13 protein-coding genes are annotated in these 17,862 nt (G+C 61.5%); 4 read left to right on the top strand and 9 right to left on the bottom strand.

Annotated features, from left to right (window positions below; translation table 11 throughout):
* Nucleotides 1-75: 75 nt before the first annotated feature.
* The 5 genes from IE111_RS00760 to IE111_RS00780 all read right to left on the bottom strand — a co-directional run bounded on the left by IE111_RS00760 (nt 76) and on the right by IE111_RS00780 (nt 6,730).
* A complete protein-coding gene (locus IE111_RS00760; RefSeq protein WP_189606583.1) occupies nt 76-858 on the bottom strand; it encodes a transporter substrate-binding domain-containing protein in 783 nt (260 codons plus the stop codon).
* A 260-nt stretch (nt 859-1,118) separates the two neighbouring features.
* The gene (locus IE111_RS00765; RefSeq protein ID WP_189606584.1) at nt 1,119-1,871 is read right to left on the bottom strand and encodes an IclR family transcriptional regulator; all 753 of its coding nucleotides are present in this window, start codon (nt 1,869-1,871) and stop codon (nt 1,119-1,121) included.
* A 100-nt stretch (nt 1,872-1,971) separates the two neighbouring features.
* The gene (locus IE111_RS00770; protein WP_189606585.1) at nt 1,972-3,726 is read right to left on the bottom strand and encodes an alpha/beta hydrolase family protein; all 1,755 of its coding nucleotides are present in this window, start codon (nt 3,724-3,726) and stop codon (nt 1,972-1,974) included.
* 213 nt (nt 3,727-3,939) lie between these two features.
* The gene (locus IE111_RS00775) at nt 3,940-4,998 is read right to left on the bottom strand and encodes an extracellular solute-binding protein (protein ID WP_189606586.1); all 1,059 of its coding nucleotides are present in this window, start codon (nt 4,996-4,998) and stop codon (nt 3,940-3,942) included.
* Nucleotides 4,991-6,730 (bottom strand): chloride channel protein, encoded by a 1,740-nt coding sequence (locus tag IE111_RS00780; protein WP_189606587.1) that lies wholly within the window; start codon nt 6,728-6,730, stop codon nt 4,991-4,993. The genes IE111_RS00775 and IE111_RS00780 overlap by 8 nt, the downstream gene beginning before the upstream one ends.
* A gap of 163 nt (nt 6,731-6,893) precedes the next feature.
* Here IE111_RS00780 and IE111_RS00785 point away from each other — a divergent pair, with 163 nt between their 5' ends.
* Together IE111_RS00785 and IE111_RS00790 are read left to right on the top strand one after the other, a co-directional pair.
* Nucleotides 6,894-8,645, top strand: coding sequence for a sensor histidine kinase (locus IE111_RS00785; RefSeq protein ID WP_189606588.1), 1,752 nt, complete (start codon nt 6,894-6,896; stop codon nt 8,643-8,645).
* Between the two features lie 4 nt (nt 8,646-8,649).
* Complete coding sequence (locus tag IE111_RS00790; protein ID WP_189606589.1) at nt 8,650-9,075, top strand: response regulator; 426 nt, start codon at nt 8,650-8,652, stop codon at nt 9,073-9,075.
* 14 nt (nt 9,076-9,089) lie between these two features.
* On the opposite strand, the gene IE111_RS00795 is transcribed toward IE111_RS00790, so the two are convergent.
* Entirely contained in the window at nt 9,090-9,788 is a 699-nt protein-coding gene (locus IE111_RS00795) for a winged helix-turn-helix transcriptional regulator (protein ID WP_189606590.1), read from the bottom strand.
* Between the two features lie 123 nt (nt 9,789-9,911).
* Here IE111_RS00795 and IE111_RS24425 point away from each other — a divergent pair, with 123 nt between their 5' ends.
* Both IE111_RS24425 and IE111_RS00800 read left to right on the top strand, forming a co-directional pair.
* Nucleotides 9,912-10,184, top strand: coding sequence for a hypothetical protein (locus IE111_RS24425; RefSeq protein WP_229805082.1), 273 nt, complete (start codon nt 9,912-9,914; stop codon nt 10,182-10,184).
* On the top strand, nt 10,130-11,317 hold the full coding sequence (locus IE111_RS00800; RefSeq protein ID WP_229805179.1) for an FAD-binding oxidoreductase: 1,188 nt from the start codon (nt 10,130-10,132) through the stop codon (nt 11,315-11,317). Before IE111_RS24425 ends, IE111_RS00800 begins: the two co-directional genes overlap by 55 nt.
* A 14-nt stretch (nt 11,318-11,331) precedes the next feature.
* On the opposite strand, the gene IE111_RS00805 is transcribed toward IE111_RS00800, so the two are convergent.
* Genes IE111_RS00805 through IE111_RS00815 form a run of 3 tightly spaced genes read right to left on the bottom strand, consistent with a single transcriptional unit; the run spans nt 11,332 to nt 17,854 of the window.
* Nucleotides 11,332-12,432, bottom strand: coding sequence for a histone deacetylase family protein (locus tag IE111_RS00805; protein WP_189606591.1), 1,101 nt, complete (start codon nt 12,430-12,432; stop codon nt 11,332-11,334).
* A gap of 41 nt (nt 12,433-12,473) precedes the next feature.
* Nucleotides 12,474-17,168: an eCIS core domain-containing protein gene (locus tag IE111_RS00810; protein ID WP_189606592.1), complete on the bottom strand. Its 4,695-nt coding sequence runs from the start codon at nt 17,166-17,168 to the stop codon at nt 12,474-12,476.
* Nucleotides 17,169-17,176: 8 nt separating this feature from the next.
* Complete coding sequence (locus IE111_RS00815) at nt 17,177-17,854, bottom strand: eCIS core domain-containing protein (RefSeq protein ID WP_189606593.1); 678 nt, start codon at nt 17,852-17,854, stop codon at nt 17,177-17,179.
* Nucleotides 17,855-17,862: the final 8 nt, after the last annotated feature.

Genomic DNA, 17,862 nt, shown 5'->3' on the forward strand with positions numbered 1-17,862 from the left:
CTCGTTAACCTAAACAGGGGCGGCTATGCGCTGCAGAAGACAAGCGCCGGGTGAGTACCCGGCGCATTCGCGGGTTTACTTCCCGCTGTAAGCATCCAGAAAAGTGTTCATCAAGGTTCTGTCATTACGAACGTTCTTCAGTTCGTTCCAGACGGCCCAGCGCTCTTCCTCACTGAAATCGGTCTGTTTGGAAAAGGCCATGAAATAGCGACGGGACTGATACGGCATCTCGCTGATCGACAGTTTTCCGGCAAAGAACTCTTTTTCGGCCATGACGTGGGCCAACTGGCGCAGCATAACGGCACTGCCATTGCCGGCGGTGACCAGATTGATCAGGTTGGCACGGTCGTTTCGGGCGCTGGTGTCCACATCCAGGCCTTCCTCCGCCAGGGCTCCTCCGACGCTGTAGCCGTTCGGCACCCGTACCGGTTGCGGTATCGTGTTCGGGTCGCCCTGATACTGGTAGTTCTGGTCGGCCAGGGTGACCACGACGTAGTCCAGCGTGTTCAGCCGGTAGTCGTAGTCGGGCGAGCCATCCGTCCGGGTCGGATAATGCAGGAAGGAGGTACGCTCCTCCTTGAAGGAAATACCGATAACGGCATCGGCCTCGCCGCTGTGGATGTACTCCATACAGCGTCCCCAGGGCACCGCTCGCGCCCGGGTGGTCAGGTCGAGGCGTTCGCCGGCCTCGTGGAACATGTCCACATACAGACCTCCGCCTTTGTAGGACGCCAGAAAGGTAAAGGGGTACCAGGAATGATCGACACAGCTGATTAAACGGTCGCCGGCGTTGACGACGCCAGGCAGTGTTCCGGCCAACACAGCCAGGGTAAGTGCGAGGGATTTGAGGGCGTTCAAGGGTGTACTTCCTCCTTTTGTTTTTGTCTGGGCCACAGGGTTTGCCTGATTGGCGGCGACGGGATGGTACCGGACTCCCGGGGGAGTTTCCTGAATATGACGCAACTATCAGCGGCTAAACGTGTTCATTCTGGATGACGACGGTCAACAGGGATCCGCGGAAGGAAATGATGTGATGGAATACAGCAAGGTTTACCGGATCAGGTTGGACAGAAAGGTAACGTTCGACTTGTAAGCGGTTTGGTATAAGGGTGGCTCAATCAAGGAGCTGATTTCAACATGGCTTCGATGGTCAAGGCGGTGTCCTTCAATTGGGGCAATATCTCGACTTCCAGTTTGACCTGGGGCAGCGTGACCGAACTCCCGCCACAGTTCAGCGCCATGATCGGCCCACCCGGTATCGGGTAAATCGGTACCGCGATGGCGTGTATTTCCGGCTTCCACTCGCCCAATGACAGACAAGCGCCGAGTCGATCCAGATCCGCCAGACTGCGCTCAACCGTCGGCTGGGCGTCGACGGATACATCGAGCGGGCGTTCTTCCCGGGCATGCATTGCAACCAATACCCGCCCCATCGCCGTTTGCAACAGTGGCAATCGGTCACCCGACGTGAGTCTCAGGCCGTATGGGTTGCCGCAGTTGGCGACATATTGATACATGACGCTGTCGCCATCGGCGACGCCCAGGGCAATGGAACACCCAACCGCATTGGCCAGCGCTTGCATGTGAGGTGCCGCGAACTGCTGGATACCGGAATGGGCGAGGTACTGAAAACCCAGCCCCAATACGCCCGGCCCCAGACGGTAGCGGTCGTTGTTTACGCCGGAAGTCAGAAAGCCTTGCTCGGTCAGGGTATGGGTGAGGCGTGACACGGTCGACTTGGCCAGGCCAGTGAGTCGGGCCAGGTCGCCGTTGCTGAGTTCCGTTGAGTCCCGGGAGAATGATCGCAGTATGGAAAGGCCTCGCACCAGGGCGGTCACCTGTCCGGAGGACTTTGGGTCTTCTGCTGTCATGGACCGTCAAACCGATAAGTAAAGTTGGCCGAATTGTACCCCTACACCCACCGGGCCGCCAGCCGGGAAGACGGGGCCGCACAGCGGCCCCGGGGACGGGTCAGAACCCGTAATGTGTGGCCTGGCTGGCGACGACGATGCCCGTCACCAAGAGCCCATTGATAAAGGCGCCGGTATAGACCGTACCGGTCGCCCGATACGCCACGGTAAACACGATCGCGGCGATGGTCATCAACGGCAGGAATTGGAACGCGATGATGGTCCACAAAGGTTCCGACGCAATGGTCATACTGCCGCCCAGGAACAGGGGGATGTACTGGAACAACAGCAACAACACATAGCCGATGACCAATAGGATCCAGTTGACGAACAATTCACGCCGGAAACTCCAGTGGCTTTGGCGCAATTGGCCATGCAACAGTACCGCCACCACCGTGAAGAACAGGCAGAACGGCACGACGTAGCTGAGGGCGATGCGCAACTGAAGCGCGCTCAGCGGTTTCATGGCGAACACCCAGAACCGGAAGTCGGTATCGAACAGGTACACCGTTGCCAGCAAGAGTGAATACAACACGCCCACGACGGCCAGCGCCAGCCCCAGAGATTTCAAAATCAGGGCCGGTGAAAACCCGGCGGCGTCGGCCAGGCCATAATCGCGTGCCGTGGCGCCGGCTTTCTTGTTCAACAGGACATGCCACAGCGCAAACAGGATCGCCGCTACGATACCCACGCCCACTGCCCAGACCATGACCTGGGTGGTGATGTTCTGTGGCAGCCAGGCGCTGGCCGACCACCCCCAGGCTTCACTCAAACCTTTGAACGGGAATAACGTCACCACGGGCAGCGCGATAAAGACCGCCGCCCCGAGCCACCAGCCACCACCGGTCAGCGATTTGGGCGTCGCCGGTGTTCCGGTTATTAACCGGAACGGCGCACTGTGGACTAGGCCGGTAATGACGGACGGAATCAGAATCACCATACCGATCAGGGACAGCAGGGTGCCGAGTTCTTTCCACATCCAGACCTGGTTTTCGGCCGGTAGTGGCTCGCCGCCCTCAAGCGTTCGGTCGAACCAATCGATGGCGTGACCGATCGCCCGGGTCGACAGGTGATCCCCCGGGTGGGTCACCGGCGGCTGATACAGGATTCGCGCGGTGCCGGCGTCAATGTCTCCGTAGAGACGACCGGGCTCGACGAGCTCATCGGTGTTGAACAGCGTCTTCAGCTTGTCGGTCCCGGTGATGTCGGATGGAACCTCCACGCCCCACATCAGTTGGGAAAACTCATCGTATTTGGAAAACACCACCGCGACATTGCGCGGCCAGGTCGGGGTACCTTCGGGGGCTCCGAAGGTACCGGTGGACGAGCCTTCAATGACAATGGATTGATAGCCGTCCGGCATCACCGACGCCGCGATCAGCGACGACCACCCGCCCATGGAGTGGCCTTCCAGACCGATGTTGTCGGCATCGACAAACGGCAGCGTACGCATATAGGCCAGGGCGTCCATACCGCCAAAGCCGTTGGCGAAGGCGGGCGGATCCGAGTAACCGTGACCGGTCTGATCGGGCGCCAGCACGACATAGCCGCGCCGTGCGAACTCGATGGCAAACCCGGACTGGGTCTCGTTGGAATTGATGTAGCCGTGAATGGCGACGATGCCCGGGGCCGGGTTCTCGTTGGAGACGCCATCGGGCACATAGAGCCGGGCATGCGTGACCACCCCGTTATTGCCGGCAAAGCGCACGGTGCTGACGTCCACGTCTCCGGACGAGGTTTGTATCTGGTTGGCCAGGAAGCCGCCGACCACAATCAGGGCCAGCCCCAGCAGAAGCGTTCGAGGGTTGAAAGACATACGGTGTCCCTTGGGTTCGTTTTATTATTGATTGGGTTCGAATTTCTTCGTTTACGACCGGACACAGGTATACCGGAACCGACTCCACATGTCTAATAAAATGGGACGTGGTTCCACCATGCGGAATAGATGAATGGAGTTTGTGCGCCTATCACCCCGTAGACAGGCGCAATAGCCCGAGTCACGGCCTCCTTCCCTGTTTACGGAAACCGTTTACTCTTCTCGCCACGCCTCAAACCGCTGCAACACCCGCTGATAGGTCCGCGCGTACCAAAGCACATCCTTGCGGATCGCCGTGGTCGAGTTGTAGGGATGGGTGGGAATGTGCGGACGCATGTCGAAACCCGCCTCGGGGTGCCGTCCGATGCGGCTGGACGCGGACAGGCGCGTCGGGCCGTAGGCGATGCGGTTGGCGATGGCGGCCATGCGCTCGGTGGTGGTGGCGAAGCGGATGAAGTCGAGCGCGGCGTCGGGGTGGGTGGCACCTTTGGGAATCACCCAGGTCTGGCGTTCCTGGAGTTGGCCGTCCCAGAGGATTTCGATCGGGCTGTCGCCATCGAGGCGAGCGCTGAAAAAGCGGCCGTTGTAGCCGGAGGCCATGACGACCTGACCGCTTTCCAGCCACTCCACCGGGGTTTGACCGGCTCGCCACCAGCGCACCTGGCCGTCCAACCGGTCCAGTCGTTCGAAGGCGAGTCGCAAACCACGCGGTGTGCTGAGTAAGTCGTACAACTCCCGGCGTGGCACGCCGTAGGACATCAGCGCCCATTCCAGATTGGCGTAGGGCGAGGCTTGCAGGGCGCGGGGGCCGGGAAAGTCGTCGAGATTGAACAGGTCCGCGACTCTGGAGGGGCGACGCCCGGGAAAGGCGCGGCTGTCGTAGGCGATCACAGTGGCGTACACGGTGTGCGCCACCGAGCAGGGTTGCAGTGCGCCCGGAGCGAAATCCTGTCGCGCCGGTGTGCCGTCCGCGCCGTCCATCAGTAGGCTGTGGTCGAGGGTTTTCAGGTCGCCGGCGTCGCACGCTGCCAGCGTCTCCACCATGGACATATCGACCAGATCCGGCGGCGAATCGTCGAGTACGTCGAGCCCGCCGGTATAGGCTTCGGTCTCGATGGCGATGCCGGTTTGCGCGGTGAAGGGGTCGAACAACACCTCACGTTGCACGGCCTCGTAGGCTCCGCCCCAGGTGGCGATGCTCAGGGTCGGTCGGGTCGGGGTCTCGGCCATAGCCAGGGAAGCCAGCGCCGCCAGCCATATGCCTCTAATCATTGGCATATTCCTCCCGTCGCATCTCGGACATGATGTCCAGATAGGCCCGTATCAGATTGGACTCGTAAACGGTGCCCTCCAGGGTGTGATCACGACCGACCACGGGCACGCTTTCACCGACGAACTGCCGCAACAGCTGCATGGCGTCCCACAAGGTGGTGTGCGCGTCCATAACGAAGTCGTCGACGGCCTTGAACGCCTGCGCCGGGCGGTCGGCTTCCTGCTCGACCAGGGCCTGCAGTGTCACCTTGCCCTGATAGCGATCGCTGGCATCGACCAGATAGGCTTCCGAGGCTTCAGCTTTGGCCATGGCGCTGCGCGCCTGCGCGACACTGGCGTCCGCCGCCACCGACACGAACGAATCCCGAGTCAGGCTGTCGATGGTGCGCGACACCAACAGCGCCTTGCTGCGTCCGCCGGATAAATCCAACCCGCGTTGACGCAACTGTCTGTCGAAAAAGGACCGCCCCACCAACAGGGAAGCGACCAGGTTCGCCAGGGCCACACTCGCCAACGCGGCAATGGTCAGTTCATAGTTCCCGGTCAGTTCGAATATGATGATCACGGCCGTCAAGGGCGCGCCGATGACCGGGGCCGTAACCGCGACCATGCCGCAAACGGCGTAAACGACCAGGTCCGAGGTCGCGCCCGTGACGGTTCCGATCAGGGTACCGAACAAGGCCCCGAACAGGCTGCCGATGACCAGGGCCGGACTGAACACGCCGCCGGAGAAGCCCATACCCAGGCACCATGCCGTGGCCAACAGCTTCAGGACCAGCACCAACACCAGTTCACCACGACCAAAGGCACCTTCGATGAAGGCGAACCGCAGCGTCTCGCTGCCGATGCCGAGAATCTCGGGCACCCACAGGGCGGTAAGGCCGAGCACAGCCCCGGCAACGGCCGGTTTCAGCACCCTGGGCAAGGGCAACCGACCGGCGAACCGGCCCATGGCGAAAATACTCTGCATATAAACCACCGCCACGAGAGCGCTGGCCACACCCAAGACCATGAACAGACCATATTCCCACAGGTGCAGAACCGGCGTCGGGTCGATCTGGAACAGGGGCGGCTGCGGTAAAACGGCATTGGCGACCACATACCCGGCGATGGAGGCGACGGCCACGGGCGCGAACGCGCGCAATGCGAAATGCCGCAGGATCAGTTCATGAGCGAACAGAATGCCGGCGATGGGGGCGTTGAACACGGTGGAAATGGCGGCGGCGACGCCGCAGGCTATGGCGATGTTGTCCACGGTGATGTCGGTGCGCAGCAGACGTGCCCCGATCGAGCCCACCGAACCGCCCAGATACACCAGCGGGCCATACTGACCGACACTGGCTCCACTGCCGAGCGACACCAGACTGGACAGGGTGGACAACACCGCCGGTCGGGCCGGTAAGCGACCGCGCCGGGTCTGGACCGCCGCGATTACCTCGGCCGGGCCGTGCGCCCGCCCCTCGGCGATGCCCCGATGCAGGAGACCGACGATCAACCCGCCGAGCGCTGGTACAACCAGCGTCGCCGCCACGATCCAACGACTGTCGGTCTGCATCATGCGGCTGCGCGGCGAAATCAACAGTACGTCGTTCAACCAGCCGATGCCGGCGACGAACAGATTGGCCAGTACGGCCCCCACCACGCCGACCGCTACACCAAGCCCCGTGACCTTGGCCAGTTGCAGGATGCGCTGCTCGGCCAGCCGGACCGTCACACCTTTGGATTCGGACATTATTGTTATTCGCTCCCCTTCCCTGCGCCCCGACAGAGTCACCAATAGCCGCTCTGAACAAGAATTGCAATGCGACCGTCCCGGATCGCTTTTTTGGGCTAGCCTGAGGTCAGGACGGAACGTTCAGGGATGCAGGCTCAACCCCTCGCGTTAAGGATTGCCCATGTCAATCAAATGGAAAATCACGGTCCTGTTCCTGCTGTTGGCCGGCACACCGCTGTTCATTGGATGGATATTCAAAAGCCAGTACGAATCTCTGGTGCAACGCAATGCACTGGCACGGCTCGAAGCCGTGGCGTCCAACCTGGAAGAACGGATGGACCTGGTGCATCAGTTGAACCAGGAGCGGCTGGCGGGCATCACCAGCCGCACCCAATTGCGCCTCAGTCTGTCCCGCTATCTGGAAGCCGAAGAGCCGGGGGCGATGCAGATGATGCGCCTGATCATTGGTGATGCCCTGAGCTCGATTCCCACCTTTCAACGCATCGATATCCTCGCCACCGACGGCGAACCGATCCTCACCACCGGTGACGACATCGAACCGCTGATTCGCGCGCGGGTCCGGGATGCCGGACAGCAAAACTATCGACATGCCGAATTGCGCGAGACGCCGGATGGCGAGTGGAAGTTATTGATGATGGGCCCCCTGAATCTGAACGACGACGTCATTGGCGTGGCCGTGTTGCATTCAGACATTACCGACATCCTGGCGCAGGCCGATCGGGACGCCTACCTGAAAAACAGCGGGGCCGTCCTGCTCGCGGTGCGCGGCGAGGACGGGTCTCCACGACTGGTACGTGCGCCCGTGGCAACGGAACAGGCTGCCCGCGACACACCGAATTCGGTATTGCCGTTCGTCGATGCCGTGCAGGCGAAGGAGAACACCTACACCGACATTTCCGACTATCGCGGCGTCCCGGTACTCGCCGCTACTCGCTACGCGGAGCCGTTGGGCCTGGGCATGGTGGTCAAGATCGACCGGGATGAAGTCTTCGGTCCGTTGCAGGTTTTACAACAGCGGCAGCTGTGGTTGACCGTGGCCGCGCTGATCCCGTTGTTCGCGCTCGCGTATTGGATCGCCTGGTCCGTTTACCGGCCGGTGAAACGACTGGTCGAAGGCACCGGCATCGTCGGAGCCGGCGACCTGGGCTACCGGACAAACAGCACCGCCCGCGATGAAATCGGCGACCTGGCACGCGCTTTCGACGCCATGCTCGACCGGCTGAACAAGGCGAATAAAAACCTGGTCGCCTCGCGCAACGATCTGGAGCACTTCACCCACATCGCGGCGCACGATTTACGCGAGCCCTTGCGCCAAAACCGTAGCCTGCTGGATCTGTTCATCCTGGCGGTTCAACACAACGACCGCGAAAAAACACAAACCCTGTCGGACCACTTGTTCGCCAACACCGACAAGATGTTGCACATGATCGACGACTTCCGTCTGTTGACCAAGATCGGCTATCGGGAGCTGTCCCGCGAAACGGCAAACCCGAAAACGCTGATCGATTCGGTGGTCAGTGAACTGGACGGCCAACTGCGCGCGCGCGAGGTGGACATTCGATTCGACCCGCATCCGGACGACGTTCGGCTGTATCGCTCGCTGGTCACGTTGCTGTACACCAATCTCGTGCAAAACGCGCTGGATCACACTCTCGGCGACGGATTTCAACTACACTTCACGGCACAGCCGTCGCAGGCGGGTTGGGTCTTCGGCGTACGCAACACCCAGTCGTCCATCCGGCCGGACGACCAGACTCGAATTTTCCAGATGTTTCGTACCGGGAAGCACGAAACAGGCACTGGCGTCGGCTTGAGTATTTGCAAAAAAGTCGTTGACCGTCATCAGGGGCGCATCTGGGTGGAATCCGGCCCGGACGTCACCTGGTTCCAATTCACTCTCGAAGGAGCTTGATGTCATGGCTCAATCCCTGCCCCGTATCGACGAGCCGGGACCGATTGTCGTGGTCGACGACGACGACACCGAGATCGTTCTGCTGCGAAGTTATCTGGAGTTCACGCCCATCCGTCGGGAGGTGTTCGGTTTCACCGCCGGCCAGGCCTTTATCGATTTCCTGGACGAAGTGGAAGCGGCCACCCAGCCGATGCCGTCCGTCGTGTTGCTGGACATTCGAATGCCCTACATGGATGGCTACGACATCCTCAACGAGATCAAATCCAGGGACCGTTTCCAGGTGGTACCGGTGGTTCTGATGTTCTCCAATTCCAAAGACGAGGCCGACATCACCCGTTCCTTCAAACTCGGCGCGGACGGTTACAAGGTCAAGCCGGCCAATCAGGAGGAATACCTGGCGTTGTTCAACGCCCTGTTCGGGCCTTTGTGACGTCACGACACTGCTCAGGTGACACCCGGCCCCGGTGCCGCGTCCATCTCGGCGAACAGACTGAGGGCCAGCCAGCGACCGATCTGTCGAACCAAGTCGGGCGCTCCCTGAAGTTCAATGTGACCGGATCGAACGGCTGACTCCCAGGGAACCTCGCCGAGCCAGATTCGTGTGAGGGTCAGCAGGCGCGAACGGATGCAGACGTCTTCTTCGAACCCCGGATTTTTCAAACAGATATCGACCCGCCCCCGATCGATCACCAACCAGTAAAAACGCTGCCTGGCCGGCGCATCGACCAGCTCGAAACGCAGCACGGTGCGCCGTTCCGGCATGCGATCGATGTGCAGTCGCCGGTGAATGTCCCACATCAGCAAACCGGCATCGAGATCGTCTTCGGTCACTTCCCGTTGAACCCATTGCTTGCCCCAGACGCCAAGAGATTCGACCACCGGGCGCAAGGCCGCCCCGGCCTCGGTGAGTCGGTATTCGGTGTTGCCATCGCGACTGTCGGCGTCGTACACCAGGCCGGCGTCCACCAGTTGCCGCAGCCGCTGGGCCAGCAAACTGGGCGACATCATCGGCAAACCGCGCCGCAGTTCATTGAAACGATGACTGCCGCACAGCAGTTCGCGAATCAGCAACGGTGTCCAGCGTTCGGCGAAGATTTCCGATGCCTTGGCGACTGGACAGAATTGGCGGTAGCTCTTGGTCATGCCGTCAAAACTAGCAGGCGGGCTCGCGGATTCCAGTACAAAACTTGTACTGGAATGCTCACGGACCCGGGCGCACTCTGGTCGCACACTTCGAAGAGAGTCCACCCAGGAAGGAGAACGCAGATGACACATGCACAAACACATCGATTCGACGACGAACACCTGCAGTCTTTGCGGGCCAGCCTCAGAGGCGACGCGCTGCTGGCGAGCGATGCCGGCTACGATGAGGCCCGCACACTCTGGAACACCATGTACGACAAACGACCCGCCGTGATCGTACAACCCCTGGGCGAATCCGCCAGGCCGTCCGCTTCGCCCGCGATCACGACCTGGACATCGCCATCAAGGGAGGTGCGCACAATGTCGCCGGGTTCGGTGCCTGTGACGACGGCCTGATGATCGACTGTTCACGCATGACCGGCATCCAGGTCGACCCCGACCAACGCATCGTCCGGGCGCAACCCGGCGTGTTGATTCGCGATCTGGATCGGGAAACCCAGGCACTTGGCCTGGCCGTGCCCGGCGGGTTTATTTCCAGCACCGGCCTCGCCGGTCTGACCCTGGGTGGCGGCTTCGGTTATCTGTCGCGCCGCTGCGGGCTGACGGTCGACAACCTGATCTCGGTCGACCTGGTGACTGCGGATGGTGACCGGGTGCGCGCCAGCGACGACCAGAACGCGGAGCTGTTCTGGGGTTTGAAAGGCGGCGGCGGAAATTTCGGTGTCGCCTCCTCGTTCGAGTTCCGGTTGCACGATCTCGGCCCGACTGTTCTGGCCGGACCGGTGGTGCACGATTTCGACGACGCTCCCGAGGTGTTGCGCCAGGTGTCCCGGGTGTTCGAGTCGCTGCCCGAGTCCGTCTCTTGCCTGCCGGTGCTGCGCTACGCACCGCCGGCCCCGTTTATTCCGGAGCAGTATCACGGGCGACTGATACTGCTGCTGGCGATGATCCACACCGGCGATCCGGAGGCGGGTGAATCCGCATTGGCGCCACTGCGCTTGATCGGTCGACCCCTCGCCGACGCGGTTGGGCCGAAACCCTATTGCGCATTTCAGGCCATGTTCGACAAAACCGCCGCACACGGCGCGCGTAACTATTGGAAAGGACACTATCTTGATGAACTGAACGACGGTGCCATCGACGCGCTCTGTGCCCAGGCCGCCCGGATGCCGTCGAAAGAATCCTCGATCGGAATGCTGTCATTGGGCGGCGCGGTGTCCCGAAAACAGGATACCGACTCACCCTACCCGCATCGCTCGGCCCAATGGGTGTTGAACATCCAAGCGCGCTGGCGCGAGATGGCCGAAGACCGGACCCACATCGACTGGGCGAGAGCCACCTTCGAGTCGGTCGATCCGCACGCCACGGGTGGCGTCTACGTGAACTTTCTCAGTGAAGACGAGGGCGAGGCACGTGTTCGGGCCGCCTATGGCGAGGACACCCACAGTCGGCTGGTGGCTCTGAAACGGCAATGGGATCCGGAGAATCGGTTTCATCTGAATCAGAACATTCGCCCCGGCGGATCCTGATTCCCGATCCGGAATTAAAAGTCCTCATTGAAAGCACTGAGATGAAAGGCGGCGGCGCGCTCCACATCCTCAAGCCCGGCTTCGGTCGGCTCTGTCGCCTCGGCGCCGGACAACACCCGCAGTACGCGATGGACGCCGCCGGCCAGCGATTCAAGGTTGTACCCGCCTTCGAGAATCATGGCCAGGCGGCCATCGCACAGTTCGTCCGCCAGTGCCTGGACATAGCCGGTCATAGCACCGAAACCTTCGTAACTCATGTTCAGTGCCAGATCGTTGTGATGGGCATCGAAACCCGCGGACACCAGAATCAGGTCTGGCTGGAACCAGCGTGCCGCCGGGCCGAGTATCTGATGAAACACCTGCATGACAGCGGCATCGCCGGTGCCGGCCGACAAGGGCACGTTGACGGTCATGCCTTCGCCCCGGCCACCGCCGACTTCTTCCAGATGGCCACTGCCCGGGTAAAAGGGCGCGGCCCGGTGCATGTCGAACAGCATGACGTCCGGATCGGCCCAGAATATGGATTGGGTGCCGTTGCCGTGGTGCACGTCCCAGTCGATGATCAGGACCCGGGGACACCCCAGCGCCACCTGAGCGTGAGCCGCCGCCACCGCGACGTTATTGAACAGGCAAAACCCCCGGGCACGCATCGATTCGGCATGATGACCGGGCGGCCGGACCAGGGCGAAAGCGTGGTTCACCTCGCCGGATACCACGGCTTCAACAGCGGCGATGGCGGTACCGGCGGCGACTTCGGCCGCTTCGACACTGCCGGGCGAGACGGCGGTGGTATCGACATCGAGCCAGGCCTGCTTGCCGCGATAGGTTTCGATGTCGTCGAGGTAGGCCGTGCCGTGAACCCGGGCGAGTTGTTCGCGCGTCGCCGCCCGACCGCCGACGGTTCGAATACCAGGAATCGGGGTTGCTTTCAATGCGTCGAGAATCGCCGTCAGACGACCGGGATGTTCGGGGTATTTCCACTCCACGTTGAGGCTGGCGAGGATCGACCGCACGCGCTTGTCCAACCGATCCGACAGGAAGGGTAAATTGACATCGGGCTTGTGTTGCAGCATGCGCTCGTCGTGACAGACGAGCACGGAACGGTCACCTTCCATGGGTGTCTCCTGCGTGAGTGTCTTTGAAGCCTAGCAAAGATTCAGGCGGCCGGTACCGATTCGTCCGCGTTGGTCAATACAGCCCGTACCTGGCCGGCCCGCTCGTTCATGTAAGTCAGCGAGGCTTTCTCCGCCTGGCTCAAACCGGTCAGGTTGCCCTCGTTGTATCGCTGGTAGGCTGTCAACAGTGTCGAAATGCGCGCCGGACCCAAAGCCAGCGATTGAGTGCCGCTGTCGTTGTAGGCGTCGACCGCCTCCTGTATATCCGCTTCGGTGCGATTCTCGCTGGCCACACCATCTAGCGCCTGTTTCAGACGGCTGTCCAGTTGGTAGGTGCGATCCGAGTTCCGGCTCGACTCCAGTACATCGCCTTCGTACTGGCCACCGCCGACCACATCCTCGTCGTTCAGCCCTTCGGTATTCGCCCTCGCCTCGCGTTCTTCCGGGCTCAACGCGTTGGGGTTGCGGTGATCCTCGGCCGGATCCTGCTCATAGCGGGAGACGATGGTCTCGGTAAAGGCATTGGCCTGACCGCCGTCGGTTTTCTTGATGTAGGCCTGGCAGTGGAATTGGGCGTTGATCCAGTTGTCCGGGTCTTTCCGCCCCGGATGTTCGATGTGTTCACTGACGTTCCGGACCTGCACGCGATAGTAGACCCAATAGTGCTCGTTGTTCACCCAGCGTTTGACGATGCTCTCGACGTTGGTTTCATGCGACCGGTTGGCTTCGGCCGTGATCGGGTACAGGTTCTCGGACGACCCCGGCCCGCCGATGTTGTCGTTCAACAGATGACCTTTGATGTATTTGGACGGATTGCGGTTACCCGGGTCGGTGACCAGATGATCCATGACACCGGACAAGGCGCTGTTGCCCGGTCCCGATCCCTCGCCATGACTCGGGCCGAGGTTGTCCGCTTCCATGTCGACGCCGACCGTATCCCCGGCGGCCGAACCGGTGCGGTAGCTGATCTCATTGGTGAGGTTCAACCCCGGGGTATCGCCTTTCAGGTTTTCCGAGACCGACACTCGCAATTCGTTGCCCGCCCTCAGCCGCACCTCAAAGCGGTCGTTCTGTTCGACAAAACCAACCTCGTCGAGCGCCAGTCGACGCTTGATGCGATCGAAATAATCCGCCATGGCGTCGGAATCGTCCACATGTTCCTGCACCAGCATCACCAGTTGCCGACCGGCATCGAGATCCACCTGCTCCTCGTCGCTTGTGCGCGGCATCGGCACCGGGTCGCCGTCGAGCGCTTGCAGTGTCAGCGGGGTCGGGACGCGGCCACCGGCGGTCTCTTCGGTACCGACCATCAGGGGCGTCAGGTGAACGGCCAATTGGTCGAACAGGGTGTTCAGTTGCTGCCGTTCGTCGCTGATGTCCTCGCCGGCGCGTTCGCGGGTGCGCATGGTCTGGCGCAGCTGGGTGATGTCCCGATAGATGCGTTCGGCATCGGTTTTGTGGCCTTCCTTCTGCGCGTGTTGCGGATCGTCTTCCGGAATTTGCAACTGGTTCAGAAAGGCGCCGATCGGTTGCGGAGTACTGGCGATGATCAAGTCGCCGCGTTCGCCTTCGAAATACAGCTCGTGCTCCTCACCCGCCTCGTCCTGGAACGATTTACGCTGCTCCCACCAGTTGCGCACCAGTTCGGCGCCGGACCGCAGCATGTCGATAAAACCGCTCCCGACCCGCAACGCGGTTTCGATAATCCAGTCCAGTGCACTGTTGATGCGACCGCGAATGCCCTCGACCAATTCGCTGATTCGTTCTCCAAGCCGGCCCAGGCCGAATTGGTTGGCCAGAAAACCAACCACAATGGGAATGGAATTCGACAGGGCGCCGACCAGGAAGTCGACCGCCGCGGCCAGTTTGCCCTTGGCCAGGTCGGCGATACCGCGCGTGACCGATGCGATGATCTCCAGCATTTCGGCCATGTACTGCGCAAAGGATTCGATGGCGCGGTAGATCGCGATCAGCGCATTGATGATCGGCGTGATGCCGCTGACATCCAGCAACGACAACAACCAGCGCGATGCCGTGGAGATGATGGCGGTGTTGACCCAGGAAACGACGGCATCGAGCACCGTGTTCCACAAATCCGATATCCGCTCCCGGATCATGTCCCACAAGCCGGTCAACCCTTCCGTAACAGCCACCTTTATCCACTCCCAGGCGCCCTGCATCATGTCGATGGCGCCGCGAATGCGCTCGACCACGGGCCGGCCGACGTGTTCGGCGAGGCGGTTCCAGATGTTTTCCATGGTCAGCCCGAGCAGATCGAACACGAAACTCAGAATGGATCGGAAACTGGTGATGTCCGGCGGTGTCAGGCCCGCTTCCTCGATCTGGCCGAACAACCAGCCGCTAATGCCGTTGAACAGGTGCGTAAAGATATTGCCGAAGAATTGACTGGCGCCTTCCTTCATCGCCCGCAGCATATTGCCGAGGAAGCCGATCGGGTCCATCAGGATGTCGCTGAACGCCTGGGCGGCGTTGGCGACAATACGCACGACTAGCTGAGCGGGGATGCCGATGAGGTTGAGCATACGCCGGAAGAAGGTCCAGAGCGCGCCCATCAGATTGCCGTCGACGAAGATCTGTTCCAGCACCCGCAGTGCCATTGCCTGGATTCTCGCCCAGATATCCCCGACGGCGGTCAATTGCTGGAACAACGGAATGCGTGACAGGATCTGCTCGATGAAAAAATTCTTGATCGGGTTCTTGATGCAATCCGGCAGCACCCACCAGATGGGCCCCAACAGGAAGTCCGGCAATCGTTTAAGCAGATTGCCCAACACACCGACGATTTTTTTCAATGCGTTCAAAACCGGTTCGATGAACCGCGACAATTTGACCAGCCCGTTGCCGATGGCCGTAAACAGGCTTTGCACGGTGTCCTGGGCCCAGGTCTTGACGCTGCCCAGGGCGGTCGACAACCAATCGAAGGCGCTGCGCATGCCGCTGATGATGGGCGCCGTCGACAGCTTGGTCAGAAAGGTCTGCCCCGTGTCGACAATGCCGCCGATCTTGACGGAGACCCACTGGCCGGTCGTCGTCAGCGTGCCCTGGAACGCCTGGATGCGATTCAGGATGGCCGGCAGGATCCGGTCGCGCAGGCTGGCCTGGTTCTCGGCCACATCGCCCCCCTCGCCCTGGTCCATGGCTTGCGCCGTCGACGCCACTTCCTGCAGCCAACCGTTGACGGTTTCCCGGAAATTAGTGATGGCCTCCAGCGGCAGGACTTCCTTGACCTTGTCGACGACGTCCTGAATGGGCCGGATCACCGGTTGCAGTTCGGTCTTGATGGCGCTCCAGGCCGATGCGGCCTTGTCCTTCACCCAGTCGATCAGGCCGCCTTCGCTGTTGCCGCTGCCGCCCATACCCAGTTTGTCCTTGATCCAGTCCCAGGCGTCGCCGACCATCGAACGGATGGCGTCCACTACCGGCCGCGTCCAATCCCAGATTTGCTGGCCGAGGCTTTTGATGTAGTCCCAGGTATCGGAGGCGACCTCCTTCAGCCAGTCCAATACCGGCGCGCCGAACCGGACCCAGACATCGGCAAAGAAATCGCCGATGGGCTTGAAGAAATCCGTGATGCCGTCCCAGGCGTCCCGGGCCAGACTGGCGACCATGTCCTTCAATTGACGCAAGGCGGCAAACAAGGGTTCGCAGTTGCCCTGTGCCAGACCCTGGGTGATCTCGACCATGGTGGTGGCGAAGCCGGCGAATCGGGTCACCATGGAGGACAGAATCGGACTCTTGTCGCCGAGACCCTCCAGAATCGAGCCGGTGACATCGGCGATCTTGTCTTTCAGGTAACCGAAAAAACCTTTCTCGCGGATCTCATCCACCAGATCCATAAACGCATCCGGCGCCACCCTCCGCACCACGGCCCAGATCGCATCCGCCCCGGCCTCGATGACGTCGTTGGCCCGGTCGCCGACATAATTCACCGCGTCGCCACCAGCGTCCAGGACAGCGTTACCGGCGTTGCTCAGGGCATCGCCGACACCCAGGTCCCAGTCTCCCTGGAGCTGGGGACGGGCCGGTTGGACGGAGACGGTTGCCTCCGATGAAGGCGATGGGACTGCTCCGCCCTGCTGTGCGACATGTGTCAGTTCATGCGCCAGCCGATGGCGCCCGGGCGCTGTATCCGGTTGATAGGCCCGCTCGTTGAACAGGATGTGATTGCGGTAGGTGATGGCCTGGGCACCGAGGCTCCGGGTCAGTTGGACGGCCCCCGGACCCGTGTGGATACGTGTGCCACGAAAGTCGTAACCGAGTGCTTGTTGGTAACGCTCCGCGGTTTGCTCGGGGAGTGGTCTGCCGCCGGTAAACAGGCTTTTGACTTTTTGCCAGAGCCCACCGGCCAACAGCGATTCCCGTGTTTCTGTGGCGTTCTCCTCGCTGTCGGACTCGCCGGAGCCCGATTCGCGGTCTGGGTGATCCGTCGCATCGTTGGCCGCTGGTGCGGGTCCGTGCACCGTTGCGGTTTCCGGCGTCGGCATCGCGGGCTCTACCCGACGGGCCAACCGTTCCGCCTCCTGTTCATGCCGGCTGTTCGCCGCACCGACCTCGGGCGTGGCGACGGACGTCATCACCGGGCGCGTCCCTTCGGACAACGGACCGTTCAGGATCCGGCGAACCGTTCGATCCTGGGATCGGTGATGACTCGGACGCCGACGCCGGGCGGCCGGCGCCGTCCGATTCACAACCTGCTGATGCGTCTTCTCCGGCATGAGTCGGCCTAGTTATCCGAATCGTCCAACGTTTTCAGTCGTTGCCCCGTATCCTGCTGCAGCGTATGCGTCAGTTCATGCGCCAGCAGCCACTGCCCCTGGCGGGTGCCCGGCTGATAGTACCCTTGACGAAAATAGATGTCCTGGCCATAGGTGAAGGCTTTGGCGTTCAGGTTCCGGGCCTGTTGATCCGCCTGGGCATGGGTATGCACCCGGACCGGACTCAGATCCCGCCCGAAGCCGGAGGAGAATCGGTGCTGCAACGGCCCGGGCATGGGGTGGCCTCCCTGGGGCGAAGGTACGCCGGCCGAGTGTGACGGCGCGCCGGCACCCGATTCGGCTTTCGCTTGCACACCGGCCTCCTCCTCTTCTTCCTCGCACTCTTCGCACATCCGCTGTGCCGCATCGGTGTTGATCAGGTGAACACCGCGGTCGGCTCCCTCCCCGTCCATCACCCGGTCGGCCATCCAGTCCGCTTCCCGCTCGTACCGGTCATCCGGCGCGCCGACCGTCAACTTAGCCTGTACGACCGGGCCGGTGGACGATTGCGTTCGCGCTTCGGTGGTTTCGCCATAGAGCACCTGACCGACCTGCTCGGACTGGTGATGCACGCCCTGGGCGAAGGTCGGTCTTCCCGGCCCCCGCTTTCCGGTTCTGTGACCCTGTCGGGTTTGCCACAGTTTCATGACACACC

The sequence above is a fragment of the Saccharospirillum salsuginis genome, from assembly GCF_014651855.1.
GTDB classification, from domain to species: Bacteria; Pseudomonadota; Gammaproteobacteria; order Pseudomonadales; family Natronospirillaceae; genus Saccharospirillum; species Saccharospirillum salsuginis.

Excerpts from the sequence above, each read along its gene's own strand:
- IE111_RS24425 (WP_229805082.1), top strand. The coding sequence starts at position 9,912 with ATGACACATGCACAAACACATCGATTCGACGACGAACACCTGCAGTCT.
- IE111_RS00780 (WP_189606587.1), bottom strand. The coding sequence starts at position 6,730 with ATGTCCGAATCCAAAGGTGTGACGGTCCGGCTGGCCGAGCAGCGCATC.
- IE111_RS00805 (WP_189606591.1), bottom strand. The coding sequence starts at position 12,432 with ATGGAAGGTGACCGTTCCGTGCTCGTCTGTCACGACGAGCGCATGCTG.
- IE111_RS00770 (WP_189606585.1), bottom strand. The coding sequence starts at position 3,726 with ATGTCTTTCAACCCTCGAACGCTTCTGCTGGGGCTGGCCCTGATTGTG.
- IE111_RS00810 (WP_189606592.1), bottom strand. The coding sequence starts at position 17,168 with ATGCCGGAGAAGACGCATCAGCAGGTTGTGAATCGGACGGCGCCGGCC.
- IE111_RS00785 (WP_189606588.1), top strand. The coding sequence starts at position 6,894 with ATGTCAATCAAATGGAAAATCACGGTCCTGTTCCTGCTGTTGGCCGGC.
- IE111_RS00790 (WP_189606589.1), top strand. The coding sequence starts at position 8,650 with ATGGCTCAATCCCTGCCCCGTATCGACGAGCCGGGACCGATTGTCGTG.
- IE111_RS00795 (WP_189606590.1), bottom strand. The coding sequence starts at position 9,788 with ATGACCAAGAGCTACCGCCAATTCTGTCCAGTCGCCAAGGCATCGGAA.
- IE111_RS00765 (WP_189606584.1), bottom strand. The coding sequence starts at position 1,871 with ATGACAGCAGAAGACCCAAAGTCCTCCGGACAGGTGACCGCCCTGGTG.
- IE111_RS00775 (WP_189606586.1), bottom strand. The coding sequence starts at position 4,998 with ATGATTAGAGGCATATGGCTGGCGGCGCTGGCTTCCCTGGCTATGGCC.
- IE111_RS00815 (WP_189606593.1), bottom strand. The coding sequence starts at position 17,854 with ATGAAACTGTGGCAAACCCGACAGGGTCACAGAACCGGAAAGCGGGGG.